This is a genomic window from Flavobacterium crocinum, from assembly GCF_003122385.1.
Taxonomy (GTDB): Bacteria; Bacteroidota; Bacteroidia; order Flavobacteriales; family Flavobacteriaceae; genus Flavobacterium; species Flavobacterium crocinum.
In genome coordinates this window covers 864,554-890,469 of record NZ_CP029255.1, presented here as the reverse complement: position 1 = coordinate 890,469, position 25,916 = coordinate 864,554, and the positions used below count along the sequence as shown (strand labels likewise).

At 33.9% G+C, this 25,916-nt stretch carries 22 protein-coding genes; 15 read left to right on the top strand and 7 right to left on the bottom strand.

Features of this window, described 5'->3' with window-relative positions:
* Positions 1-80: 80 nt before the first annotated feature.
* A complete protein-coding gene (locus tag HYN56_RS04125; RefSeq protein ID WP_240622656.1) occupies positions 81-1,901 on the top strand; it encodes a tetratricopeptide repeat-containing sensor histidine kinase in 1,821 nt (606 codons plus the stop codon).
* Positions 1,898-2,647, top strand: coding sequence for a LytR/AlgR family response regulator transcription factor (locus HYN56_RS04120; protein WP_109191020.1), 750 nt, complete (start codon positions 1,898-1,900; stop codon positions 2,645-2,647). Before HYN56_RS04125 ends, HYN56_RS04120 begins: the two co-directional genes overlap by 4 nt.
* A gap of 121 nt (positions 2,648-2,768) precedes the next feature.
* On the opposite strand, the gene HYN56_RS04115 is transcribed toward HYN56_RS04120, so the two are convergent.
* The 5 genes from HYN56_RS04115 to panC form a co-directional block, all read right to left on the bottom strand.
* The gene (locus HYN56_RS04115) at positions 2,769-4,733 is read right to left on the bottom strand and encodes a transglycosylase domain-containing protein (RefSeq protein WP_109191019.1); all 1,965 of its coding nucleotides are present in this window, start codon (positions 4,731-4,733) and stop codon (positions 2,769-2,771) included.
* 111 nt (positions 4,734-4,844) lie between these two features.
* Entirely contained in the window at positions 4,845-6,206 is a 1,362-nt protein-coding gene (radA, locus tag HYN56_RS04110) for a DNA repair protein RadA (RefSeq protein WP_035652862.1), read from the bottom strand.
* Complete coding sequence (locus HYN56_RS04105) at positions 6,206-7,360, bottom strand: alpha/beta hydrolase (RefSeq protein WP_109191018.1); 1,155 nt, start codon at positions 7,358-7,360, stop codon at positions 6,206-6,208. Before HYN56_RS04105 ends, radA begins: the two co-directional genes overlap by 1 nt.
* A gap of 204 nt (positions 7,361-7,564) precedes the next feature.
* Positions 7,565-7,915 carry an aspartate 1-decarboxylase gene (gene panD, locus HYN56_RS04100; RefSeq protein ID WP_008465481.1) on the bottom strand — a complete coding sequence of 117 codons (351 nt, stop codon included), beginning with the start codon at positions 7,913-7,915 and terminating at the stop codon, positions 7,565-7,567.
* Positions 7,916-7,929: 14 nt separating this feature from the next.
* Positions 7,930-8,778, bottom strand: a complete 849-nt coding sequence (gene panC / locus HYN56_RS04095; RefSeq protein WP_109191017.1) for a pantoate--beta-alanine ligase — start codon at positions 8,776-8,778, stop codon at positions 7,930-7,932.
* Between the two features lie 107 nt (positions 8,779-8,885).
* Between panC and HYN56_RS04090 the strand changes: the two genes are divergently transcribed.
* The 8 genes from HYN56_RS04090 (at position 8,886) to HYN56_RS04055 (ending at position 20,833) form a co-directional block, all read left to right on the top strand.
* Entirely contained in the window at positions 8,886-9,692 is an 807-nt protein-coding gene (locus tag HYN56_RS04090; protein WP_109191016.1) for a glycogen/starch synthase, read from the top strand.
* Between the two features lie 21 nt (positions 9,693-9,713).
* Positions 9,714-11,288 carry a DUF4270 domain-containing protein gene (locus HYN56_RS04085; RefSeq protein WP_109191015.1) on the top strand — a complete coding sequence of 525 codons (1,575 nt, stop codon included), beginning with the start codon at positions 9,714-9,716 and terminating at the stop codon, positions 11,286-11,288.
* 9 nt (positions 11,289-11,297) lie between these two features.
* A complete protein-coding gene (gene glmS / locus HYN56_RS04080; RefSeq protein ID WP_109191014.1) occupies positions 11,298-13,148 on the top strand; it encodes a glutamine--fructose-6-phosphate transaminase (isomerizing) in 1,851 nt (616 codons plus the stop codon).
* 306 nt (positions 13,149-13,454) lie between these two features.
* Complete coding sequence (locus tag HYN56_RS04075; protein ID WP_109191013.1) at positions 13,455-16,286, top strand: TonB-dependent receptor domain-containing protein; 2,832 nt, start codon at positions 13,455-13,457, stop codon at positions 16,284-16,286.
* 78 nt (positions 16,287-16,364) lie between these two features.
* Positions 16,365-17,891: an SGNH/GDSL hydrolase family protein gene (locus HYN56_RS04070; protein ID WP_109191012.1), complete on the top strand. Its 1,527-nt coding sequence runs from the start codon at positions 16,365-16,367 to the stop codon at positions 17,889-17,891.
* Between the two features lie 237 nt (positions 17,892-18,128).
* A complete protein-coding gene (gene atpD / locus HYN56_RS04065) occupies positions 18,129-19,640 on the top strand; it encodes a F0F1 ATP synthase subunit beta (protein WP_109191011.1) in 1,512 nt (503 codons plus the stop codon).
* 82 nt (positions 19,641-19,722) lie between these two features.
* Positions 19,723-20,004 (top strand): FoF1 ATP synthase subunit delta/epsilon, encoded by a 282-nt coding sequence (locus HYN56_RS04060; RefSeq protein WP_109191010.1) that lies wholly within the window; start codon positions 19,723-19,725, stop codon positions 20,002-20,004.
* Positions 20,005-20,194: 190 nt separating this feature from the next.
* Positions 20,195-20,833 carry an NAD(P)-dependent oxidoreductase gene (locus HYN56_RS04055; RefSeq protein WP_109191009.1) on the top strand — a complete coding sequence of 213 codons (639 nt, stop codon included), beginning with the start codon at positions 20,195-20,197 and terminating at the stop codon, positions 20,831-20,833.
* 81 nt (positions 20,834-20,914) lie between these two features.
* On the opposite strand, the gene HYN56_RS04050 is transcribed toward HYN56_RS04055, so the two are convergent.
* Entirely contained in the window at positions 20,915-21,127 is a 213-nt protein-coding gene (locus tag HYN56_RS04050; RefSeq protein ID WP_109191008.1) for a helix-turn-helix domain-containing protein, read from the bottom strand.
* A gap of 5 nt (positions 21,128-21,132) precedes the next feature.
* A complete protein-coding gene (locus HYN56_RS04045; RefSeq protein WP_109191007.1) occupies positions 21,133-22,005 on the bottom strand; it encodes a DUF2975 domain-containing protein in 873 nt (290 codons plus the stop codon).
* 194 nt (positions 22,006-22,199) lie between these two features.
* Here HYN56_RS04045 and HYN56_RS04040 point away from each other — a divergent pair, with 194 nt between their 5' ends.
* The 5 genes from HYN56_RS04040 to HYN56_RS04020 all read left to right on the top strand — a co-directional run bounded on the left by HYN56_RS04040 (position 22,200) and on the right by HYN56_RS04020 (position 25,878).
* Positions 22,200-23,384, top strand: a complete 1,185-nt coding sequence (locus HYN56_RS04040) for an aminotransferase class I/II-fold pyridoxal phosphate-dependent enzyme (RefSeq protein ID WP_109191006.1) — start codon at positions 22,200-22,202, stop codon at positions 23,382-23,384.
* Positions 23,381-23,782, top strand: a complete 402-nt coding sequence (locus tag HYN56_RS04035; RefSeq protein ID WP_109191005.1) for a GxxExxY protein — start codon at positions 23,381-23,383, stop codon at positions 23,780-23,782. Before HYN56_RS04040 ends, HYN56_RS04035 begins: the two co-directional genes overlap by 4 nt.
* A gap of 123 nt (positions 23,783-23,905) precedes the next feature.
* Positions 23,906-24,763, top strand: a complete 858-nt coding sequence (locus HYN56_RS04030; RefSeq protein ID WP_109194716.1) for a TraB/GumN family protein — start codon at positions 23,906-23,908, stop codon at positions 24,761-24,763.
* Between the two features lie 79 nt (positions 24,764-24,842).
* Entirely contained in the window at positions 24,843-25,274 is a 432-nt protein-coding gene (locus HYN56_RS04025) for an RNA polymerase sigma factor (protein WP_394336258.1), read from the top strand.
* Positions 25,264-25,878 carry a hypothetical protein gene (locus HYN56_RS04020; protein ID WP_109191003.1) on the top strand — a complete coding sequence of 205 codons (615 nt, stop codon included), beginning with the start codon at positions 25,264-25,266 and terminating at the stop codon, positions 25,876-25,878. The genes HYN56_RS04025 and HYN56_RS04020 overlap by 11 nt, the downstream gene beginning before the upstream one ends.
* The last annotated feature ends 38 nt before the right edge of the window (positions 25,879-25,916 follow it).

Sequence of the window (25,916 nt, the reverse complement as noted above, 5' to 3'; positions counted from 1 at the left end):
CAACAGGCCGTTTGACTTGGTGAAAGATATAGGATGGGAATCTGAAATTAGGTTACTTTACATTTTCTAAATTACTTATTGTGAAGCATAGTGTATTAATTGTTTTTAGTCTGTTTTTTTTAGTGTTGTTAGTTCCACAGCGAATGACAGCACAAGCTATTCCTGATAAAAAAATGGAGAAAAGCAGTACCAAAATCAGTAAAACGGCAGAAGAATTATCCAAATCACTGGATGATAACGATGAATCGAAAATTGCTCAGAATTACGAAAAACTGGCTAATGAATTTCTGAATAAAGGAGATAATGCCAAAGCAGAAGAATACTATAAAAGAGCGTTAAACAGTTATACTAAATTAAAACTGACAGAAGACAAAACCCGTGTTACCAGAAGTCTTGCTAAAGCACAGGAAAATCAGAAAAACTTTGGCTCGGCGATTAAAAACTATGAAAAAGCGGGATCGTTGACAAAAGATGCAGTTGAAGAAAAAATCAATTTAAACGATGCCAACCGTTTAAAAAATCAGTCCGATCCGGTAAGTCAGGCAGATTATGTGGATTCGAATATTGATTTACTGAAAAAGGAAAACAAAAAAGGCGAAGTTAAAGAAGCGTATGTTCAGAAAGCGAAGAATTCACTTCAGTTAAATGATAAAAAAGTAGCGATTGAGAGTTACAACAAAGCCTTAGATTATGCCAAAAACAAACCTGAAGAAGCCATAAAAATCAAAAACGAAATTGCTAAAGTTTATGCCGAAGACAATCAGTTTGATAAAGCGCTTCTGATAAGCGAAAAAATATTGGCAGAAGCCAGAAAAAATAAAGATTATACAACCGAAATAAAACAGCTTCAATCGCTTTCATCCCTTTATTTTGAAAAGAAAGAACCTGAGAAGGCGATTTCATCATTAAAAGAAGCGTATGATTTGTCTTTTCAAAAAGGAAATTCGGCGGAAGCCAAAAAGAGTTTATCATCTTTGGTTAAATACTACAAAACCAAAGGTCAGGATAAAGAAAGTATGGCTTTGTATGAGCAGTTTTTTGACAATTTCGATAAACTCATTCATTCTGATACAACTTTAATTGATGCGAAGACTTTTCAGATTACGGAAGAGAAAATCCGTCAGCTGGAAAAAGAAAAAACACTGAAAGATGAGCTGATTTCGAAGAAAAACACTTTCAATTATTTCCTGATTGGTTCAGTTGGTTTGTTACTGCTTTTGTTTTTGTTTATTGTGAAAGCCTTGTATTCCATTAAAATTAAAAATAAAGAAATTGCTTTGCAGTCATTACGACGCGAAATGAATCCGCATTTTATTTTTAATAGTTTGAATAGTGTCAATCAGTTTATTTCGGAAAATAAAGAACTGGAGGCGAATAAATATCTAACATCTTATTCGAATCTGATGCGGAATATGATGGAAAATTCCAATAAAGATTTTATTTCTTTGGATAAAGAAGTCGAGCAATTGAAAAAATATCTGGATTTAGAACATCTGCGTTTTGAAGATAAATTTGATTTTGAAATTACAGTAGACGATTCGCTGGATCCAGAAAGGGTTTTTGTTCCGAATATGATTTTACAGCCTCATCTCGAAAATGCCATTTGGCACGGATTACGTTATCTGGATAAAAAAGGTTTTCTGTCTTTACGATTCGACGTGAAAAACGGAAAAATCATTGTCACTATCGAAGATAACGGAATTGGTTTAACCAAAAGCCGTGAACTCAAAACCACGAACCAGAAAATATACGAATCCCGAGGGTTGAACAATACCAAAGAACGAATCGCGCTTTTGAACGAATTGTATAAAAAGGAAATTACATTTAAAATTGTAGAAAAAGAAGGACTGGAATCTGGCACAATAATTCAAATTGTTTTTCCATTAATTGATAAAATATGATGACGCTCCAAAAGATAAAAAGTGTAATTGTAGAAGACGAACTCGCCGCGCGAGAAGTGCTCAAAAATTATTTGAGTAAGTATTGTCCGCAGGTTGAGGTTATTGACGAAGCGCAGAACATCAAAGAAGCTGTTCCGTTGCTTCACGAACTGAAACCGCAATTGGTTTTTCTGGATGTCGAAATGCCTTTCGGAAATGCTTTTGATGTTTTGGAAGCGTGTAAAGATTTGCATTTTGAAACTATCTTTGTCACGGCATTTTCGGAATATTCGCTTCGGGCTTTGAATCAAAGTGCCGCGTATTATCTTTTAAAACCAATTAGTATTGAAGAATTGATTGTAGCGGTAAATAAGGTTCAGCATCAAATTATGAATCATGAAATCTTCAATCGAAATAAAATTATTGTTGAGAATTTCCACGAGCAAAAACCAGAAAAACAACAAGTCATTCTTCCAACGCTTGAAGGTTTCGAAGTCGTAAAAATGGAAGAAATAGTACGACTTCGTGGTAACGGAAATTTTACGGATTTGCATCTCAACAACGGAAGTAAAAAAATGGTCTGTCGTTTCCTGAAACATTTTTCAGAGATTTTGCCTCTGCCATTTATTCGGGTTCATAAATCGCATATCATCAATCTCAATTGCGTGAAATCGTATAACAAAGGTGGAATCGTGACGCTTAATGATGGTGCTGAAATTGAAGTTTCGCCAACTTACAAGGAAGAGTTTTTGAGGAACTTTAAATAGTTTTTTTTAACCGCAAAGTTCGCAAAGATTTACGCAAGGCACGCAAAGGAATTCTCATTCTTTAAAGAAAAACATTGCGCCCTTTGCGTAAATCTTTGCGAACTTTGCGGTTAAGTACTATTTACAAATCAAATTCATCATCCACAGCCAAAGAATCATTTTTGACTGCAGTAGAATCCGGAACTTTAATTTTAATAAAAGAACGCGCATTTCCCGAAATATAAACCGGTAATATTCCAGTTGTATCTTCCGGAACTAAAAGTCCTCTTCTGAACATCAAATTCTTTAAGAATTTCTGGTTTTTAATCGCATAATCTTTCAAATTACCTTGATCATTAAACTGATACATGAATTTTCTTGGTTTCGGAATAATCGTTGCCAGGTATAAACATTCATCAACATTCAAATCCGCTGGACTTTTTTGGAAATAGAAATGACTTGCTTCGCCAATTCCATATACATTTGGCCCCCATTCAATAATATTGAAATACACTTCCAGCATTCTTTCCTTGCTTACAATTCGGTTATTTTCTAAAATGTAAACTAATAGAATTTCTTCAAGCTTTCGCGAAAGCGTCTTTTCTCTTGTTAAGAATACGTTTTTAATCAACTGCATGCTAATGGTGCTGGCACCGCGAGAGAATTTCTTAGTTCTAATGTTTTTTAGAATCGATTGTTTAAATGCTTCATTAATAAAACCGCGATGTGAGAAGAAAGAAGGATCTTCTGTTGTTAAAACACATTTTCTCAAATAAGGAGAAATCTGATCTAAAGGAGTATAATTCGGATTTGCATTTCCAACCAAAACCGGTCTTTGCAATACATTTTGAATAATCGCACGATATACGAATTCACCATTTAGCTTATTTAAATCGGCTTCACCATATTTCGTGATTCGTAAATCTTCTTTATTTAATTTACTGTCAAAAACAAGCGTATTGGGTTTGTTTTTGTTGAATTTGAAGTCTAGTTTATAATCGAAATTTCCAGTCGCCTGCATGCCCTGAAAATGCTTAAACAAACCATCTGGAAGCGAAACGATAAAATCCTGCGCTTTCATTTTTGGAATATCTACTTTCAAAGTATAAACGGTATCTTTTTCGGTATCATAAGAAATGTACGGACGCACTTTAATTTTATTCAACTGCATAGTCGAAGTGCTGTCAATCGAAATAAAACTATCTCCCAATAAAAAGCGGTAATCAAAACGGGCATTTTTTATTACGACATCTTTACTCGCAATTTTTGGATGATTGATTTTAAGATTGGCGATAGAAGTGTAGCCGTCAATATGAAGTTCGCTGCCACTTTTATCAATGTTCTGAACATTTAAGCGGATCGAATCGAAGCTTGCTTTTAAGTTATAGCGCTGATCCAAATACGGAACACGAATTGCTCCTGTGTCGAGATTGAAAAATCGAATATCGGCTTTTTTGTTTCTTGGATCTGCAAATCCTTTAATGTTCCAACGCTGATCAAAATCTTTGGCTTGGACATGTAGATTCGTTTCCAGCTGTTTGTCACTTAAAACCAATTTATCTACATCAACAGTAGTTTGTTTTCCGTTGTCGTCGATTTTGAATTTGAAGTTTTTCAAATCCATATCGGTTGGAACCAAATTCAGAACTTTTGAAATGATTCTGTAAGCAAAAGAAGCATATTTTCGTTTTTCGTTCGATTCTGTTTCTTCTTTGTCTCTTTTTAGAAAAGCATCAAAATTTCTTTTTTTACCTTTTTTGACCAACTGAATATACCCGTTGTCGACTTTTAAAGTTCCAACCTGAACATCTCCAATCAATAAATTACTTAAACTGATACTGGTTTCTACATTTTTTATTTTGACCAGTGTATCAGCATTTATTGGAGCCAAAACAACGTCAGTCAAATGAATGGTAGATAAACCATCAAAAGAAGCTTCTTCGACAGAAAAATTACTGTTGTACTGAACAGCCATTTTGTGAGTCACTTTGGCAATGGCCTGCTTTAAAAGAGAATTTCGGAAATAGTACAATCCAATGCAAAGTACAAGAATTACTATTCCCAGTATTTTTAGTGCTTTGTATATTTTTTGTTTTGGAAAATTCATAAAGTTTAGTTTTTTGCCACGAATTACACTAATTTCTCGAATTATTTTTCGCGGCTAATAAATTTCAATAAAAAATTTGTGCCAATTTGTGTAATTCGTGGCTAAATAAAATCAACCAAAAAGAATGCTGGCAACATCTTCAATTTTAGCGACCAATTCGATTTTGATTCCTGTATTTTTTAAAGCAATTTTATTGTATTTGGAAACAAAGATAGTATCAAAACCTAATTTTTCGGCTTCCTGAATGCGCTGATCTACACGGTTTACGGGGCGAATTTCTCCTGAAAGTCCAACTTCTCCGGCAAAACAGAAACCTTTTCCAACCGGAATATCTTCGTTTGAGGATAAAATCGCCGCGACAACAGCAAGATCAATTGCTGGATCATCAACAGAAATTCCGCCTGTCACATTCAGGAAAACATCTTTGGCACCTAAACGAAATCCGGCTCTTTTTTCTAAAACAGCCAAAATCATATTTAGTCTTTTGGCATTATAACCTGTTGTGCTTCGCTGAGGTGTTCCGTAAACGGCTGTACTTACTAAAGATTGTATTTCAATCATTAGTGGACGCATTCCTTCAAGTGTAGTTGCGATTGCAGTTCCGGATAATTCTTCGTCTTTGTGTGAAATTAATATTTCAGACGGATTGCTAACTTCTCGTAAACCGCTTCCGAGCATTTCGTAAATTCCAAGTTCAGAAGTTGAACCAAAACGGTTTTTCAGCGAACGCAGAATTCTATAAATATGATTTCTGTCGCCTTCAAACTGAAGAACAGTATCAACCATATGTTCCAGAATTTTTGGTCCGGCGATGTTTCCGTCTTTGGTAATATGCCCAATTAAAATAACGGGAATATTAGTTTCTTTAGCAAATTTGATCAGCTCGGCTGTTGTTTCTCTGATTTGAGAAATACTTCCAGCAGTCGATTCGATATAATCGGTATGTAAAGTCTGGATCGAATCGATGATTACAATTTCTGGCTGAATCGCTTCAATTTGTTTGAAAATATTCTGCGTTTTGGTTTCGGTCAAAATATAACAGTTGTCACTGTTTGGTGTGATTCTTTCCGCACGCATTTTAATTTGTTTCTGACTTTCTTCTCCAGAAACGTATAAAGTTTTATAAGGTAATTTTAATGAGATTTGAAGTAAAAGTGTACTTTTTCCAATTCCAGGTTCTCCGCCCAAAAGTGTTAACGATCCTGGAACGATTCCACCACCCAAAACACGATTCAATTCGCCGTCAGTAGTATCCATGCGAATTTCCTGAGCCGAATCAATTTCGTCAATTTTTAAAGGTCTTGGTGCTTTATTTGTTGACGTGGGTTCGCTTTTCCAGGCCACTTTTTCCTGCTTCTGAATAATTTCTTCAGCAATGGTATTCCATTCCTTGCATGCGTTGCACTGTCCCTGCCATTTGGAGTATTGAGTGCCACAATTTTGGCAAAAAAAGGAAGTTTTAACTTTTGACATTATTTACTTTTTTTGGCAAGCGTATTCATTTCGTCAATCTTCTCATACATCATGTCTTTGTTCAAATCTCCAATTGGCTCCATTTGCGAAGCATTTTGGTATTTTTTTGATGCATGTTTCGGATCGCCTTGTTTTTCATACATTAATCCTAATTCATATTCTCCCAACATGGCTTTTGGATAATGTACATTTCCAATTTCGGCCATTTTTCCTAATTCGCTATAGGCGTTTCTTTTTAAAATAAGATTTTCTACTACTTTAAAATCACTCATTCGAACTGGAATCTGAACTCCTAAAACTTCAGACATGTCAGCATATTTTTTTTCTAAGTATTCGGCATAACCTTCTTGAAGAACCGCAATTTTGTCATTGTATTCGGCAGAATTTATAGGTCGGTAGGCTTCAAAAATCTGGTACAATGCACTTGGAATAGAGTGTAATACTTCTGTGTAATGTGTAGCACCCTTAAAAACATCGTATTTATAATTCACTAACGGATTATTAGCGATTTTAATATTATTGTTTAATTTTTCAATCGGTTCTTTTATCTTTTTAATGTCACCTTCTCCTGCTGAAAGATAATAGAACACCGGTTTTTTTATTTTAGCAAACTTTTCAGCAATACGCACTTCCATTTTTGGTGCCAGTTCTGGACTTAAGCAGATGTATGCATTAAAAAGGGGCATTTCTTTATACAGATAAAAATTAGCAAAACTTGCTGTTATATCGTGGCCTGCAATAAGTCTGAAAGGGGAGGTACGGTATTTTTTTTCAATATAAGGCACTAATTCTGCTCCGACGAATTCGAAAAACTTGGAACCTTTTTCAAAAGGAAGCCCTTCGTTTTGGTCGATTGTGGTGTCGTCGAAACGTTCTCCATCTTTATTTTGATGAATTCCGATAATGATCATTTCCGGAATATCATCCCAATACGAACCATAACTTACAGCTCCGGAAAAAGGATCAAATAAGTAATCGCCATCTAATAAATAAAGAACAGGATATTTTTTGTCTTTGTTTGCTTCATAAGAAGCCGGAAGTCCAATTGTAATTCTACGCTCTTCTCCCAGTTTTTCTGATTTAATGTTGTCGAACGTTTTTTGGGCAAACGACGAGAATGAAATCAAAAGTGTTAGTAGGTAAACTTTTTTCATGATTTGTGGCATTTCAGTAAATTAAAAATGTATTGAAAATAGTGTAGCAATATACTATTTTATTTGCTTCTTTGTTCAATGGGGTAAAAATTGAAGCACAGTAATTTAGCGTCAAAATCATTTTGGATTAGGACAAAAGAGGAATTCTTTGTACAAAAAAGCTTTGAACAAAGAAAGTAAATTCTTAAAAAAGAAAGAATTGGTTTAGGTTAACGAATTGTCATTTTCGTTAGGGAAAATAATCCACGGTTTGAAGGTTTTCGCTTCTTCAAAATCCAAAGTTGCATAAGAAATGATAATGATGATATCATCTTTCTGTACTTTTCTTGCAGCCGGACCATTCAGAGTGATTTCGCCTGAGTTTTTCTCACCTTTAATAGCGTACGTTTCAAAACGTTCGCCATTATTAATGTTTACAATAGATACTTTTTCGCCTTCAATAATGTTTGAAGCTTCCAGTAAAGTTTCATCAATAGTAATGCTACCAATATAATTTAAATCGGCACCCGTTACTTTAACGCGATGAATTTTTGATTTTATAACTTGAATTTGCATGCTGCAAAGTTAGATTAATTTAATGAAATGGTGTCTATCAGTCTTATAGAATTAACAAATACTGCTATAAATGCACGGTAGTTTTTGCCATTCTCTTTCTGATCGATAGGTAAAAGTGTTGATTCGTCAGCAATAACAAAATATTCAAGGTCGAATGTTTCGTTGTCTTTGAAAGAATTTTCTACAAATTCCAACGTTTCCTGTGGACTATGACTTTGGAAAATCTCTTTGGCTTCAGTTAAAGTCTTGTATATAATGGAAGCATCTTTACGCTCTTGTGCAGAAAGACGTTCGTTGCGCGAGCTCATTGCAAGCTGGTTTTCTTCCCTGAAAATGGGACAGCCTACAACATTTACAGGTAAGTCTGCTTTTTCGACCATTTTTTTAACAATCTGAAGCTGCTGAAAATCTTTTTCTCCAAAATAAGCATTGGTTGGTGTTACGATTTCGAAAAGTCTTTTTACGATCGTTCCGACACCATTAAAATGTCCTGGCCTGAATTTTCCTTCCATCTGATTTTCCAATCCGTCGAAATCAAAACTCTGAGAAACGGTGTTTCCTTCATAAATATCTTCAACAGAAGGTGCGTATAAAATGATTTTATCACTTAATGTACGCATTTTCTTAATATCTTCTTCTAAAGTTCTCGGATATTTTGCTAAATCTTCAGGGTTGTTAAATTGCGTTGGATTGACAAAAATGCTTACAACTGTATCGTCGTTTTCTTTAAGCGAACGCTGCATTAAAGCCAAATGTCCTTGGTGTAAAGCGCCCATTGTTGGTACAAATCCAATAGTTGAATTTGCGGTTTTGATAGTTTTAATATAAGCTATCAAAGCTGCTTTACTGTAGAAAATGTGCATTGAGGTATTATTAAAATTTTATGCAAACATAATATATTAGTTATAAACTGCATAAATTTTTGTAATTTTGCGACGTTTTTATTACCAAAATTAAGTAAAATACTATTATGAAAGATAAGAGGATATTATATGTATCATCTGAAGTCGTGCCTTATTTGGCTGAAAATGAGGTTTCTTTAATGTCTTATGACGTTCCGAAAATGATTAATGACCAGGGTGGTCAGATAAGAATTTTCATGCCAAGATATGGGAATATCAACGAGAGAAGACACCAGTTACACGAAGTGATTCGACTTTCAGGGATGAATTTGGTAGTGAATGATTTAGACATGCCGTTGATTATTAAAGTTGCCTCAATTCCGAAAGAGAGAATTCAGGTGTACTTTATTGATAATGATGAATATTTTAAACGTAAAGCAACCTTCGCAGACGAGGAGGGTGTTTTATATCCTGATAATGACGAAAGAGCAATCTTCTTTGCTAAAGGTGTTGTGGAAACTGTTAAAAAATTAAACTGGGTTCCGGATATCATTCACGTTCATGGCTGGCTGGCTGCTATGCTTCCAATTTACATGAAACATTATTACAAACATGAAGCCTTATTTTCTGAAACCAAAATCATTACCTCTGTTTACGGACAGTCTTTTGATGAGAATTTGGATTTGGAGATGATAAATAAAGTTAAATTTGATGGTGTTCCTCATGATGCTGTATCAGATTTAGAAGTTCCAAATTACGAGAATGTTTTAAAAGCTAGCATCTTACATTCAGATGGTGTAATCATTGCCTCAGAAAATGTTTCTCCAAGTTTAACAAAATTTATAGAATCTTCAGGAAAACCTTTTTTACCTTTCGCCACGAAAGATGCATTTGCTGACGCATATACAAATTTCTACAGAACGTTTGGACTTTAAATTTTAACTTTATTATAAAACATGTATAATACTTCTTTTATTAAGAAAATTCTTTTAGCTTTAATTGTTGTTTTTTTATATTCATGCGACAAAGATTTTAATGCAATTGGTGATGGTTTAGTTGGAGATGATCATTTTGGGCTTGAGCCGGAAGAGTATAGTGTTTTAGCCTTCAATCAGGAAATAACTCCTGTTGCCTCAAATAATTTACCGACAAATGCGTTAGGTATTTTTGATAATCCATTGTTTGGTACTACAACAGCAAACTTTGTAACTCAGGTGGCACTAGCTTCTTATGCACCTACAATTGGAGAATCTCCGGTAATTCAAAGTGTGTATCTTGCTATTCCATATTTTGTTAAAAATAAAGTAACTGCTACAGATGGCACTAGTACTTATGAATTGGATTCTATTTATGGAGGGCAAGGCAGTAACTTTAAAATAAAGTTAAGTGTTTATGAGTCAAATATGCAGATGAGAAACAGCTATTTTAGTGGAGGAAATCAATTGCCTCAGTACTATTATACTGATCAGGATAACGCCTTTTCTAGTGTTAAAGGTAGCTTGCGATTAAATGATTCAATCGGTAGTAATGGTGTTAATGTAGATGACCAATTTTATTTTAGCGCTGCTGAGCGAACTGATTCAATTGTTACTGACGGAAAAAAGACCGCTAGTAGGATTGCTCCTCAAATGTATTTAAAACTTAATAAACAGTTTTTTCAAGATAAAATATTAAAGGCAGCAACTTCAAAACTGGCTAGTGAAGATGTTTTTCAGGACTATTTCAGAGGTTTGTATTTTATGGTTGAAAAATCAGGAAGTTCGCCGAGTAATATGGCTTTGATGGACTTTACTAAAGGTGTAATTACAATTAAATATAAAGCCAAAACGGCTTCTACAACTGATGGTGATGCAACAGAAGATAAAGAGATTGTTTTGAATTTAAAAAGTCTTGTTACCGGAGGTGTTGTAAGTACAAATAGTTTTCTTCAGGACGTTAGAAATGCTGATTATCAAAACGCGATTGCAACAGCAAATATAAATACTACTGAAGGAGACGAAAGACTTTATTTAAAAGGAGGTCAGGGATCGTTGGCGGTAATTCGTCTTAATGATTTTGCTTCTCAGTTGGATGATATTAGAAAAACGAACTGGAAAGTAAACGAAGCAAATCTTGTTTTTCATGTTGATACAGATAAAATGGGGACTACGAGAAGACCGCAGCGAGTTTACTTGTATGATTTGACTAATAATACGGTTCTGTTAGATTATTCTGCGGATGATACAGCGCCTTATGGTGGTGGTTTAATTACGGTTGATTCTAAAAAAGGGACATATTATAAAATAAGAATTACGAATCATATTCGTAATCTGATCAAAGATGCAACAGCTAAAAATATTGATTTAGGGTTGTCAGTTTCTTTGAGCGGAAGTGTAATTGCTTCAAACCCATTAAAGAATAAAAATTCAATTATATCACAAGCACCGAGAACATCGGTGATGAGTCCTCTGGGTACAGTCTTGTACGGTGGAAAAACTTCTGCCGGTGATAAAAGACTGAAACTTGAGGTTTACTACACTAAACCAAATTAATAAATATATATGTGTGGAATTGTTGGATATATCGGTCATAGAGACGCTTATCCTATTGTAATCAAGGGCTTAAAGCGACTTGAGTACAGAGGTTATGACAGTGCCGGTGTTATGCTGTATGACGAAGAGTCGGGCATAAAACTTTGTAAAACAAAAGGTAAAGTTTCTGATCTTGAAGCTAAAGCAAAGGAGAATTTTACAACAAATGGAAGCATTGGAATTGGACATACACGCTGGGCTACACATGGAGTACCAAATGATGTAAACTCTCATCCCCACCTTTCAAACTCCGGTGATTTAGTAATTATCCATAACGGAATTATTGAAAATTATGCTCCTTTAAAAGAAGAGCTAATCAAAAGAGGTTATACTTTTAAGTCGGATACAGATACAGAAGTTTTAGTTAATTTAATAGAAGAAGTTCAGAAGAAAGAAAATATTAAATTAGGTAAAGCAGTTCAGATTGCATTGAACCAGGTAGTTGGGGCGTATGCAATTGCTGTTTTTGATAAAAAAAATCCAAACGAACTTGTGGCGGCTAGATTGGGAAGTCCGCTGGCAATTGGAGTTGGAGAAGGAGAGTATTTCGTTGCTTCTGATGCATCACCATTTATTGAATATACTTCTAATGCAGTGTATTTGGAAGATGGAGAAATGGCGAATATCAGATTGCATAAGCCAATTAAAATCAGAAAAATTAAAGATGACTCCTTAGTAGATCCTTATATTCAGGAACTTCAAATGAATTTGGAGCAGATTGAAAAAGGTGGTTATGATCACTTTATGCTGAAAGAGATCTACGAACAACCAAGTGTAATTAGAGATACTTACAGAGGAAGGCTTCATGCAAATGAAGGAATTGTTCAGATGGCCGGTGTCGAGGATAACCTGGAGAAATTCTTAAATGCAAAACGTATTCTAATCGTAGCTTGTGGAACTTCATGGCATGCAGGTTTAGTGGCTGAATATATTTTTGAAGAGTTTACCCGTATTCCGGTTGAAGTAGAATATGCTTCTGAGTTTAGATACAGAAACCCAATCATCAATAAAGATGATGTAGTTATTGCTATTTCTCAGTCTGGTGAGACTGCAGATACAATGGCAGCTATTAAACTGGCTAAAGAAAACGGAGCCTTTGTGTTTGGTGTTTGTAACGTAGTTGGTTCGTCTATTTCAAGAGAAAGTCATGCAGGTGCTTATACGCATGCGGGACCGGAAATTGGAGTAGCTTCAACAAAAGCATTTACAACTCAAATCACAGTTTTAACAATGATTGCTTTAAAACTTGGAAAAGCAAAAGGAACATTGTCAAATACGGATTTCCATACTTATCTTCAGGAATTAGAAATTATTCCGGAAAAAGTAGCTGAAGCATTAGAAACTAATGATAAAGCAAAAGAAATTGCTGCTGCTTTTAAAGACTCTGCAAACTGTCTTTATCTGGGTAGAGGATATAACTTCCCGGTTGCTTTAGAAGGAGCTTTAAAACTAAAAGAGATTTCATATATCCACGCAGAAGGTTATCCGGCTGCAGAGATGAAACACGGTCCGATCGCTTTGATTGATGAGCATATGCCGGTTATTGTAATTGCTCCTAAACAAGGGCATTATGATAAGATCGTAAGTAATATTCAGGAAATTAAATCAAGAAGTGGGAAGATTATCGCTGTAGTTACAAAAGGTGATATTCAGGTACGTGAACTGGCAGATTACGTAATCGAAATTCCGGAAACTTCAGATGCATTGTCTCCATTGGTGACGACAATTCCGTTACAATTACTTTCTTACTATATTGCAGTTATGAGGGGATGTAATGTAGATCAACCTCGTAACTTAGCGAAATCGGTTACAGTAGAATAGATTTTATTTTAAATAAATATGTTAAAAAAGCGAGATTTAGGTCTCGCTTTTTTTTATTGTCAAAAATTTTTTTCAACAGATGTATTTTTATGAATTTTTCATTTTTTTAGTAAAAATTTATATGTATGCATAGTATATTGGTTTTTCTTCTGTATTTCTTTGTTTTTATTCTAAGAAATTCAATTACCAAATAGTTAAAATATTGTAAAAAATGATGCTAAATATGAATTTTATTTAACGTTTTTTTATGCATATTAAAATATTTGCTTATTTTGGCTATATATACTAACGAAAAAACTAACCCAAATGAGAGTCTACTTGCTAATTATGTTGTTGTTCAGCGGAATATCTTTTGCGCAGAATACAATAACAGGTTCGGTTACAGATGGTAACAAACAATCTATTCCTGGTGCAAACGTTGTTGTTGTCGGAGAAAATAGTGGTGCATCTACTGATTTCGACGGATCGTTTAAATTGACTACCAATGCAAAACTGCCTTTTTCGATAAAGGTTTCTGCGGTAGGATTTGAGTCCAAAACAATTAATGTTACTGCGGCAAATCAAAAAGTGAATGTAATTTTAAAAGATGAAGAGACAAAACTGGATGAAATTGTAGTCTCTGCTTCCAGAACTCCGGAAAGGGTTTTAGAATCACCTGTAACAATTGAAAGAATGGGGGTTCAGGAAATCAAAAGAACGGCTTCTCCTTCTTTTTATGATGGTTTGGAGAACATGAAAGAGGTTCAGATGAATACCAGTAGTATGTCATTCAAATCAATTAATACAAGGGGGTTTGCAACTGTAGCTAATACTCGTTTCATGCAGTTGGTTGACGGTATGGATAACTCTTCTCCGTTGTTGAATTTCGTTTTGGGGAATATGATTGGTGTTTCTGAAATTGATGTTCAGAGTGTAGAGCTTCTTCCAGGTGCTTCTTCTGCTTTGTACGGTGCAAATGCATTCAATGGTATTTTATTTATGACAAGTAAAAGTCCGTTTACCAATCAGGGTATTTCGACTTACTTTAAATATGGTGTGACTTCGCAAGAAGCGGCAGGTACTAATGGGTATTATGATTTTGGTATTCGATTCGCTCATGCGTTCAATAAGTATTTTGCGGCTAAAGCTAACTTTACTTATATGGAAGCGACAGATTGGTACGCGACGAACTACAATGATAAGACAAGAGCTGGTATTGACAGAACAAATCCGGGTTATGACGGGATTAACGTTTATGGTGACGAGGCTTCAACAAATATTAAAGGAGTTGGTTTAAAGTTAGAGGCAATGGGACTGATTCCTGCAGGGGCGTCAAATCTTTTGCCAAATACTACGGTTAGTAGAACAGGTTATAATGAAATAGATTTAACAGATAATAAAGCAGCTAATAAGAAAATAGACTTCTCTTTTCATGGAAGGCCTTTTGGTGATGAGAGACTTGAAATTATCTGGCAAAGTAAATTTGGTACCGGTAATGCGGTTTATCAGGGGGCTAACAGATATTACTTAAATGACTTTTTTATGCAGCAACATAAATTAGAATTCAAAGGAAAGAACTTTTTCTTAAGAGGATATACTACTTCAGAAGATGGAGGTCATTCCTATGATATGATTTTTACCGGTATTAATGTTAATAGAAAATGGAAAGACGACAATACTTGGTTTGGTCAGTATGCGGGAGCTTATATTCAGGGAACTTTGGCTGGAATGACTCCGGAACAGGCACATGCAGCAGGTAGAGCTACGGCAGATACAGGTCGTTTCTTACCGGGGACAGCGGAATTTAAAAATGCTTTTAATCAGGTTATAAATGAAGCTGATGTCCTTTCAGGTTCTAAATTGGTGGATAACTCAAAAATCTATCATTCGGATGCTAATTACAATTTTAGAGATATAATCAAATTTGCGGAAATTCAGTTAGGGGGTTCGTTCAGAGCGTATGAATTAAATTCTCATGGAAGAATTTATACAGATGCGAACGGTCCTATTGATTACAATGAGTATGGGGCTTATGCTCAATTAATGAAAAAATTCTTAGATGACAGATTGAAATTTACAGGTTCTATTCGTTATGATAAATCTAAAAACTTCGACGGAAATTATTCACCTCGTTTATCTTTAGTATATTCAGGAGGAGAAAAGAGAAATCATAATTTCAGAGGATCTTTCCAAACAGGTTTCAGAAATCCGTCAACTCAGGATCAGTATATCGGATTTAATATCGGAAGTGCAGTGTTAATAGGATCTGCTCCTGATAACTTGACAAGATTTAGTGAGACATTTAACTTAAGTGCAGAAGGTCAGGCTTACAGCGGTGGAAACGCTACTAAAGATATGACAGGTCTTGATGCTTATGGTAACTCTTATATTGCAAGTTCGGTAAATGCTTTTTCTGCTATGGCAGGAAGTAATCCTGTTGCTGCAGCTGCATTGTTGAAGAAATCAAGAGCGAATTATGTGAAACCTGAAGAAGTGAAAGCGTTTGAATTAGGGTATCGTTCTGTTTTTGAAGGTATGTCTATCGATCTTAATGGTTACTATAATATATACAATAATTTTATTGGTACTTTGAATGTGATTTCTCCTTTCTATGGAACGGCTCAGGATAATCCAAATATTGCTGCAGGAACTTCTGATCCTGGTGTGCAGTCAATCAGAGCTATCCAAAATGGAGAATACAGAGTATATCAATTATATACTAATTCAGATGTAGAAATACATTCGTTAGGATTTGGAGTTGGACTTTCTAAAAAAGTAATTTCTGATTTCGAAGTGGGACTGAATTATAACTATGCTCAGTTTGATTTTGACCAGGAAAAAGATCCAAGTTTTGAGCCGGGATTTAATACGCCAAAACACAGAATTAAAATGTCTGTAGGAAATGATAAATTATTCAAGAATTTCGGATTCAGTGTTAGCGGAAGATGGAATAGTGAATACTTATGGCAGGCAGGTTTTGCTGATGGTATAATTAAATCGGCTACAGTAATTGATGCTCAGATCAATTATGGAATTCCAAAATTAAAATCTGTTGTAAAATTAGGAGCTGCTAATATTGGTGGAAAAGAATACTATCAGGTTATTGGAGCCGGATTAATCGGTCAGCAATATTTTGCATCATGGACTATTAATCCATAATTAATTAACTCTAAGTCAAATTCATTATTTATGTTTCTGAGTTTATTATCAGAAGCAGATAATCTAAAAATATAAGTTATGATAAAAAATTTCAAATGGCTTTTATTGGTTTCGTTAACCTTTATGGCTTGTAATAGTGATGATGATGTGACGGCTCCTGTAGATTCGTCTGATGGTAAGCCTTTGACAGCAGGAAGCGCAGATTTTTCTAAATATGTAGCATTAGGAGATTCTTTTGCGGCAGGTTTTAGCGACAATGCTTTGTTTATTAAAGGGCAGGAAGGTGCGTATCCGAATATTTTGGCGCAACAATTTGCTTTAGTAGGAGGAGGAGAGTTTAAAACACCTTTTGCAAATGATAATATTGGAGGGCTTTTGTTGGGTGGAAACGTTATTGCCGGACCTCGTTTGTATTTTAATAGCACTCCGGTTCCTGTAGATGGTAAGCCAACAACTGAGATAACAGCGCATTTGACAGGAAGTTTTAATAATTTAGGAGTTCCGGGGGCAAAAAGTTTTCATTTGTTAGCTCCTGGCTATGGTAATGCAGCGGGAGTTGCAACAGGGACAGCAAATCCTTATTTTGCTCGTTTTTCATCCAGTACTACAACAACAGTTCTGGCAGATGCTTTAAGTCAGAATCCTACTTTTTTCTCTTTGTGGATTGGAGGTAATGATGAATTAGGATATGCAACTGCAGGTGGAGATCCTGCAGTAAATCCGTTGACGCCTCCTGCAACTTTTGAAGCTGCTTATAAAGGTTTGGTTGCTCAGCTGGTTGCTGGTGGCAGAAAAGGAGTTATTGCTAATCTTCCTAATATTACAACTCTTCCTCATTTTCATGTAATCGCTTACAATCAGTTAACTCAGGCTAATTTAAGTTCTGGAGGGGTTAGTTTGGTTAATACCTTAAATGCGCAATTGTATGGGCCTTTAAGCAATGCTTTGACTTTTTTAGGACAAGGAAGTAGAATTAAGCCTTTGTCAACAACCGGAAATAATCCGCTTTTAATTGTAGATGAAACTTTACCAGATCTTTCGGCAAATTTAAAAGCTGTTTTAATGGGAGGAGGATTAGATGTTGCAACTGCGACAGTAATGGGGCAGATTTTTGGACGAGCAAGACAAGCGCTTCCTACTGATTTAATTGTTTTAGGTGCTTCTTCCAGAATTGGACAGGCTCCAACTGTAGCCGCTGACGGAATTGCTTCGCCTTCGCCATCATTGTCACAGTTAGGGGTTACTTTTCCTTTACCGGACAGATATGTGTTATTGCCTTCTGAAGTGGCAGAAATAGAAGCAGCTACTACTGCATATAATTTAGTTATTAATGCTGCGGCTGAAGCAAATGGTTTGGCAATTGTTGATGCTAAAACAATTATGGATGATTTGAATAAACCAAATGGAGTTTCAATGAATGATTTTACTTTAAAAGCAACATTTGTTACTGGCGGAATGTTTTCTTTAGACGGAGTTCATCCTTCTCCAAGAGGATATGCTTTTATTGCTAATAAATTTATTCAGGCAATTAATGCTAAGTATGGTTCAAACTTAAAAGGAGTAAATATTGGTAATTATCAGGTGTTATTCCCAAAACAATTATAGTTAAAGATTATTTTTAACTTCGAAAAAACCGCTCATTTTTAGAATGAAGCGGTTTTTTTCTTTTACTAAAAAAATGCTGTTTTTGTTATTTTTTCGGTCAGTTTTATGAATCAAACAAAATCATGGTATTTTTTATGAAAAAAAAATTGATTTTATATTTTAAAAAATTATCTTTGCGCTCTGAAAAAAGAGGTATTTTCGATAAACCTAAATAGCTATTTAATAAATACATAAGTAATGTCAAAAGTAATAGGAAAAGTTGCTCAAATCATTGGACCAGTAGTTGACGTAGTTTTCAACGGTAAAGATGTTGAACTTCCAAAAATTTATGATTCTCTAGAAGTCACTAAAAAAGATGGAACTATCTTAGTTCTAGAAGTACAATCTCACATTGGGGAAAACACTGTTCGTACAATCTCTATGGACTCTACAGACGGTTTGTCTAGAGGATATGAGGTAGTTGGAACTGGAAATCCAATTCAAATGCCAATCGGTCCAGATGTATATGGACGTTTATTTAATGTTGTTGGAGATGCAATTGATGGTTTAGGTGATTTACCAAAAACTGGAGAAAACGGTCTGCCAATTCACAGACAAGCTCCAAAATTCGAAGATTTATCAACTTCATCTGAAGTTTTATTTACAGGTATCAAAGTAATCGATTTGATCGAGCCTTACGCAAAAGGAGGTAAAATTGGATTGTTTGGTGGTGCTGGTGTTGGTAAAACAGTATTGATTCAGGAGTTGATCAACAATATCGCAAAAGGTCACGGTGGACTTTCAGTATTCGCAGGAGTAGGCGAAAGAACACGTGAAGGAAATGACTTGCTTCGTGAGATGTTAGAGTCAGGAATTATTAAATATGGTGATGATTTCATGCACTCTATGGAAAATGGAGGATGGGATTTATCTAAAGTAGATATGCCAGGAATGAGAGAGTCTAAAGCTACTTTCGTTTTCGGACAAATGAATGAGCCACCTGGAGCTCGTGCACGTGTGGCACTTTCAGGATTATCTATCGCTGAGTATTTCCGTGATGGAGCTGGATCTGACCAAGGAAAAGATGTATTATTCTTCGTTGATAATATCTTCCGTTTTACACAAGCAGGTTCTGAGGTATCGGCACTTTTAGGTCGTATGCCATCTGCGGTAGGTTACCAACCAACATTGGCAACTGAGATGGGTGCTATGCAAGAGCGTATTACATCTACAAACAAAGGATCTATTACATCTGTACAAGCGGTTTACGTTCCTGCGGATGACTTAACTGACCCGGCGCCGGCTACAACTTTCGCGCACTTAGATGCTACAACTGTATTGTCTCGTAAAATTGCTGAGTTAGGTATCTATCCTGCGGTTGATCCGTTAGATTCTACTTCAAGAATCTTAACTCCACACATCTTAGGAGATGAGCACTACAACTGTGCACAAAGAGTTAAAGAAATTCTTCAAAAATACAAACAATTACAAGATATCATCGCGATCTTAGGTATGGAAGAGTTATCTGAAGAAGATAAACTTTCTGTATCAAGAGCACGTCGTGTACAACGTTTCTTGTCTCAGCCATTCCACGTAGCAGAGCAATTTACAGGTATTCCGGGTGTATTAGTTGATATTAAAGATACTATCAAAGGATTCAACATGATTATCGATGGTGAGTTAGATCACCTTCCAGAAGCTGCATTCAACCTAAAAGGTTCTATTCAGGATGCAATCGAAGCTGGAGAGAAAATGTTAGCTGAAGCATAAAAATAAAGTTAAAAGTTAGAAGTTAAAGGTTATACGTTTCGTAACTTTTAACTTTTAACAAATAACTTCTAACTTAAAAAATATGATTTTAGAAATAGTATCACCAGAAGCTAAATTATTTTCAGGAGAAGTAACTTCAGTTACTTTACCTGGAGTTGACGGAAGCTTTCAGATTTTGAATCATCACGCGCCGATTGTTTCTATTTTAGAAAAAGGAACAATTAAAATTGCAGCTCCAAGCTTCAGTTTTTCTAAGGAAGCAGCGGATCAATTCACGAAAGTAAATGACCAAACCTATACTTTAGAGATTAAGTCAGGAACAATCGAGATGAAAAACAATAAAATTATTGTTTTAGTTGACTAAGACAATTTTAGAATAAGTTAAAAGCCGGACAGTATTTGTCTGGCTTTTTTTATTTTTTTACTTTTGGAGTATTAAAATCTCTTTATAAAATATTGATACTATGATAAAAGCTCAGTAAGCTTTTATCTTTTTCGCTTTGTTAAACCAATAAAGCGTGTACTGTTTATGTCAAATTTTATGAAGAATACTTATGAAAAATAGATCAAAAATTGCTGTTCTTGGCGGCGGCGGAAGAACTGGAAATTATCTTGTAAACCAGTTGTTAAAAGAAGGATTTAATTTAAAGCTTCTACTTAGAAATCCCGAAAAATTCAACATCTCAAATCCTGCTATTGAAATTATTTCTGGTGATGCTCTAGATTTTGAATCAATAAAAGAGTTACTCAAAGATTGTCAGGCAGTTTTAAGCACTATTGGTCAAAGGAAAGATGAGCCTTTGGTTGCAAGTCAGGTAACAGAATATGTTTTGAGAGTGATGAGTGAATACAAAATCGACCGTTATGTTTTGCTGGCCGGACTTAATATTGATACGCCATTCGATCAGAAAAGCCCAAAAACGATTATGGCCACAAATTGGATGAAGAGTAATTTTCCGCTAATTCAGGAAGATCGTCAAAAAGCATATCAACTTTTAGAAGAAAGCAATGTAAATTGGACACAAGTTCGTGTTCCTTTTATTGAGTTTACCGATAAAAGTTCTGAAATAACGGTAAATCTGAAAGATTGTTTAGGAGATAAAATTTCTGCTTTAGACATTTCAAAATTTATAATTAAAGAAATGATAGAATCTAAATACAGCAAACAATCGCCTTTTATTAGTGAACTGTAAGATTAAATTTAAAACAGCGGATTAATTCAATCCGCTGTTTGTTTTTATTGCAACTTATATTTATTATGCTTGTCTAGCTCTCTATTCTTCTCCTTTTGCATATTCCATGATATCTCCTGGCTGACATTCTAAGACATCACAAATAAGTTCTAAAGTTGAAAATCGTATAGCCTTTGCTTTTCCGGTTTTCAAAATTGAAAGGTTTGCTGTTGTGATGCCAATTCGCTCTGCTAATTCGTTCAAACGCATTTTCCTTTTGGCGAGCATTACATCGAGATTTACAATGATTGGCATAAAATTTATATTGTTAATTCGCTTTCTTCTTCTAATGTTGTTCCTCTTTCCATCAATTTGGTTAGTAATACTAATACACAGCCTAATAAAATGATGTAAATGTTTCCATCAATAGTAGGATTAAATGAAACAGATATGTTTTCGAAATAAGTATCTTGTAAAGATGCTAAGATTTGAGGACTTATTGTTATAAGTCCAAATAATTTTAAATCAACAAACATATATATAACTGGGATTAATTGTGAAAAAAGTAATAAGTAACCCAGCTTGGAAACGTATTTAGCTATAATTTTCGAAAAATAAATTTCTTTGGCTAATTCTTTCAAAATTAGTGCTAAAAAATACATTTCCAAAATGTAAAAAAGAGCATTAAGATATCCTCTTAACATTAGTACAAAGTTTGTCCAGGTGTTCGTAGTTTTAATTTTTAAGTATTGAGAATTTCCAAAATGTTCATATTTAATAAATTTGAAAAAACTTGGTTTTCGATTCATGTAGTTTCCATTTTCATCAATCATGATAGATCCTTCTTCTTTCATAGAATTAACACTATACAGGTTTATCGCCTTTGTTTTTTTGTTTTCTTTCAAGAATTGATTTTTTATAGCCGGATAGGTGTCAGATCCGCTTGCGCCAAAATATGATTTATTTATATTGATAGAATCCGGAATTTGTACAGTTAATGTAACAGGTACTAAAGTTCCTTCGGAGTTTTTATTTCCTATTATCGTGGTAGTATCGCCAATTTTGTAAATGTATTGTCCGTCATTGCCAAAAAAAATGGCGGATATACCAATAGTAAAATAAAGAGCATAAACGATTACTATAAAAGAGAGTGAAAAATATAAAAATGAAGCAAAGTATTTGGTTGATTTCATAATAAATGTTTGTTTTGATTTATTTGTAAATATATAAAAATTATTGATAAACGATAAAAAAATAATTATAAACGATGTTTTTTTGAAAAATCGAAAATGAGGTTTTTGAATAAAGACTTCAATAAATAAAAGTTCATGTCTTTACCCTGATAAGTGAACATTATGATCATGCTATTTTTCTCTAACTTTGTTTTATGAAACTACCAGAAAATCTAAATCAGAAACTGGAGAATTACAAACAATGTAATTCTTTTCAAAAACTCCCGGTTTTTAATAATCCTGTTGATTTTGCTTCTGATGATTATATTGGTTTTTCGAAATCTGAAATTATTTTCAAGCATGTTCATGCTTATCTGGTAGAAAATGAAATCTTTCAAAATGGAGCAACGGGTTCGAGATTGATTTCAGGTAACCATTCTCTTTATCAAATTGCAGAAAACTTTATAGCCGATTTTCATGAGGTAGAAGCAGCTTTAATTGTAAATTCGGATTACGATGCCAGTGTTGGTTTTTTTGAAGCGCTAGCGCAGGAAAATGATGTTATTTTGTATGATGAATTATGTCATGCCCTGATTAAAGACGGAATTGAAATGTCAAAGGCAAAATCATTTCAATTTATTCATAATGATGCTGAAGATTTAGAACAATTTATTCTGAAATTCCCAAATACAAACATTTATATTGTTACAGAAAGCGTTTTTTCTCTTGACGGAGATAGTCCCAATCTGGAAGAATTAATTAAACTTTCAGAGAAATACAATTGTTATTTAATTGTTGAAGAATCCTCTGCATTAGGGGTTTTTGGTGAGAAAGGTGAAGGACTCATTCAGTATCTGCAATTGCATAATAGTGTTTTTGCCCGAATTATAAGTTTTGGAAAAGGTCTGGGATGTTATGGTTCGGTAATTTTAGGTTCGGAAGAACTGAAAGAATATCTTGTAAATTTCTCAGAAAACCTGATACAAAGCACGGCTTTGTCTCCACATTCTGTCGCGACTATTTTTACTGCTTATCAACAGTTGAAAATAGAAAATGAAGCCATCAAAGAACTTCGTCAAAACATTGTGTTTTTCAATCAGCAGAAGAACTTATTGGGCTTAAAACCAATGTTCGTTCACAGTAAATCGGCAATTCATTCTGCAATTATGCCTGGTTGTGATACTATAAAAGAATTGGCGGAAGAACTTCAGAATAAAGGTTTTGATGTGCAATCAATTTTTTCACCATTGGTTCCGGAAGGGCAGGAAAGATTGAGATTATGTCTTCATAGTTATAATTCTCAGGAAGAAATTAGCCGGATTCTTGAATTTATAAGAAATTTCATATTTTACTACACTGATAAAACTGATCTAAACAGGTTTTTACAGATAATTGTATGAATGATTTATTGCATAAGGAAATATCAAAATCAATACTAAAAATTTTTTATGATGTTTATAATCAACTAGGATATGGATTTTTAGAAAAAGTATACCAAAATGCAATGTATTTTGAACTAAAAGCGCAAGGCTATAAAGTTGAGCCTCAAAAACAGATTAAAGTATACTTTAAAAATCAGTTGGTAGGAGAATTTTATGCTGATTTGTTAATTGAAAATACCATAATTGTGGAACTCAAAGCTTGTGAATATCTAATAAGTTCTCATATAGCCCAATTAGTAAATTATTTAAAGTCAACAGAAATTGAAATAGGATTATTATTAAATTTTGGTGAAACACCAGAATTTAAAAGAGTAATTTACACAAATAATAGAAAATCAAACTTGAAAAATCCGTAAGGAATCAGTTTAATCTGTTGTATCCGTGGCCCATTTTGAATTTTAGTATGTAAAAAAAACTCAAAATTTTTTGTAACGTTTTTGTTATATGATTACTTACAATTGGTAATCAAAATAACCATTATGAAAAAAATACTTAAATCTTCTTTATTATTTTTCTTTTTGATTTGTACTATTTCGGTACAGTCACAATCTTCAAAACTGGAAAATTCACTTCTTTGGGAAGTTTCAGGAAAGGGACTTAAAAAATCATCTTATTTATATGGAACAATTCATATGATTTGTTCTAAAGATTATTTTTTATCCGAAAAAACAAAAAAGGCATTTAATAATTCGGATAAATTATATTTAGAAATCAATTTTACAGATCCTGCAGAAATGAGTCAGATGCAACAATTGGCTATGGGAAAAGAACCACTTAGTAAAAAACTAAGTCCGGAACAATTAGTCAAATTAGATTCAATCTTGAAAAAAAGTACAGGAATGAGCGTACAACAAATAGATAATTTTAGTCTTTTGACGGTTTTAAGTTTGATTTCTGTGAAAAGTTTTGGTTGTACAGATTTGAAATTTTATGAAATGGAATTTTCAGGACTGGCAAAAGAAAGAAATATTGCTGTTTTGGGGCTTGAAACAGTTAAAGCACAATTTGAAATTCTTGAAAATGCCTATTCGAATGATGAAATTTTAAAGCTTCTGGATGAATCAACTTCTGAAGAAACAACCGATTTGGTAGATGCTTATAAAGCTGAAAATATTGAAGCAATGTATGCGTTATCAACCGATTTAAAAGTGACCAGCGAGAAAACTAAAAAACAAATTCTTGACAATAGAAATTTAAATTGGGTTAAAGTCATGCCTGAGATTATGAATCAAAACAGTATTTTCTTTGCTGTTGGTGCAGGACATTTAGGTGGAGAATATGGTGTAATTAACTTATTGAGAAAAGAAGGATATACTGTAAAACCTGTAATGAACTAAATCTGTTTTGAAAGAGAAAGAACAAGAGTTTTTGAATCGGATTGAATGCCATAAAGGAATTTTGTATAAAGTTTCCAAAATGTATATGGATAATTCTGATGATCAGCAGGATTTGTTTCAGGAAATTATATGTCAGCTTTGGAAATCGTATGATTCGTTTCGGAATGAAAGTCAGTTTTCAACCTGGATGTACAGAGTTGCAGTGAATACGGCAATTGTTTTTCTGAAGAAAGAAAAAAGAAAAGTAGACAAATATGAAATTGCTTCGGAGAATATTAAAGAAGACGAAAGCGATTCATATATAAAAGAAAGCCAGCTGGATCATTTTTATAAAGCAGTACAAAAACTGGATAAAATTGATAAGGCCATAATATTCTATCAGTTAGAAGGTTTTTCACATAAAGAAATCGGTCAAAATATGGGAATTTCAGAAGGAAACGCCAGAGTGAAATTAAACAGAGCCAAAGAAAAATTAAAAGAAATTATTAAAAATCAGGGATATGGATTTTAACGATATACAAAATGCATGGAATAACGAAAGATCTGAAAATGTTATTCTTCCAACTAATTTAGAAAAAATTCAGTCTGCCAATACACCATTGGATAGAATTAGAAAGAACTTAGAAAAAGAGTTCATTTACCAAATAGTCGCCATTATTTCAATTGGTTTTGTTCCTGTGATTTGTAGTTTTTCATCAAAAGCAGTTTTTTTTTATTATTTGCTTTTTAGTCTCTTTGTGGCTGTTTGTGTTTATTATTTGACAAAGTTGTACTTTTTTTATAAAAGATTGAATACTATTACTTTGAAAACAAAAGACAGTCTGTATGAAACTTATTTTGATATCCGGTTAAATATGGAGCTTTATAAAACATTTGGTTTTGCATTAACGCCGTTTTTAGTTTTGTACTTACTTGGTTTTTACTATTACAAATTCTCCAAAATTCCGGGATTTTTTGATTTGGAATTTTCTAAAAGTGAATTAATCGGATTCTTTTTAATAGTGGTTTTTGTTGTTCTTTCTATGGGGATCTCTTTAGAGTGGTGGGTGCATCATTTTTATGGAAAATTTGCAAAAGAAATTAAAAAAGTAATAGACGAATTAAAAGAAGAATAAAAAATAAAACCCATCAGTTACGATGGGTTTTATTTTTA

Excerpts from the sequence above, each read along its gene's own strand:
- HYN56_RS04055 (WP_109191009.1), top strand. The coding sequence starts at position 20,195 with ATGAAAAATAGATCAAAAATTGCTGTTCTTGGCGGCGGCGGAAGAACT.
- HYN56_RS04105 (WP_109191018.1), bottom strand. The coding sequence starts at position 7,360 with ATGAAAAAAGTTTACCTACTAACACTTTTGATTTCATTCTCGTCGTTT.
- HYN56_RS04120 (WP_109191020.1), top strand. The coding sequence starts at position 1,898 with ATGATGACGCTCCAAAAGATAAAAAGTGTAATTGTAGAAGACGAACTC.
- HYN56_RS04085 (WP_109191015.1), top strand. The coding sequence starts at position 9,714 with ATGTATAATACTTCTTTTATTAAGAAAATTCTTTTAGCTTTAATTGTT.
- panD (WP_008465481.1), bottom strand. The coding sequence starts at position 7,915 with ATGCAAATTCAAGTTATAAAATCAAAAATTCATCGCGTTAAAGTAACG.
- HYN56_RS04060 (WP_109191010.1), top strand. The coding sequence starts at position 19,723 with ATGATTTTAGAAATAGTATCACCAGAAGCTAAATTATTTTCAGGAGAA.
- glmS (WP_109191014.1), top strand. The coding sequence starts at position 11,298 with ATGTGTGGAATTGTTGGATATATCGGTCATAGAGACGCTTATCCTATT.
- HYN56_RS04025 (WP_394336258.1), top strand. The coding sequence starts at position 24,843 with ATGTATATGGATAATTCTGATGATCAGCAGGATTTGTTTCAGGAAATT.
- HYN56_RS04050 (WP_109191008.1), bottom strand. The coding sequence starts at position 21,127 with ATGCCAATCATTGTAAATCTCGATGTAATGCTCGCCAAAAGGAAAATG.
- radA (WP_035652862.1), bottom strand. The coding sequence starts at position 6,206 with ATGTCAAAAGTTAAAACTTCCTTTTTTTGCCAAAATTGTGGCACTCAA.
- HYN56_RS04115 (WP_109191019.1), bottom strand. The coding sequence starts at position 4,733 with ATGAATTTTCCAAAACAAAAAATATACAAAGCACTAAAAATACTGGGA.
- HYN56_RS04020 (WP_109191003.1), top strand. The coding sequence starts at position 25,264 with ATGGATTTTAACGATATACAAAATGCATGGAATAACGAAAGATCTGAA.
- HYN56_RS04035 (WP_109191005.1), top strand. The coding sequence starts at position 23,381 with ATGAATGATTTATTGCATAAGGAAATATCAAAATCAATACTAAAAATT.
- HYN56_RS04075 (WP_109191013.1), top strand. The coding sequence starts at position 13,455 with ATGAGAGTCTACTTGCTAATTATGTTGTTGTTCAGCGGAATATCTTTT.
- atpD (WP_109191011.1), top strand. The coding sequence starts at position 18,129 with ATGTCAAAAGTAATAGGAAAAGTTGCTCAAATCATTGGACCAGTAGTT.
- HYN56_RS04030 (WP_109194716.1), top strand. The coding sequence starts at position 23,906 with ATGAAAAAAATACTTAAATCTTCTTTATTATTTTTCTTTTTGATTTGT.
- HYN56_RS04090 (WP_109191016.1), top strand. The coding sequence starts at position 8,886 with ATGAAAGATAAGAGGATATTATATGTATCATCTGAAGTCGTGCCTTAT.
- HYN56_RS04040 (WP_109191006.1), top strand. The coding sequence starts at position 22,200 with ATGAAACTACCAGAAAATCTAAATCAGAAACTGGAGAATTACAAACAA.
- HYN56_RS04070 (WP_109191012.1), top strand. The coding sequence starts at position 16,365 with ATGATAAAAAATTTCAAATGGCTTTTATTGGTTTCGTTAACCTTTATG.
- HYN56_RS04045 (WP_109191007.1), bottom strand. The coding sequence starts at position 22,005 with ATGAAATCAACCAAATACTTTGCTTCATTTTTATATTTTTCACTCTCT.
- panC (WP_109191017.1), bottom strand. The coding sequence starts at position 8,778 with ATGCACATTTTCTACAGTAAAGCAGCTTTGATAGCTTATATTAAAACT.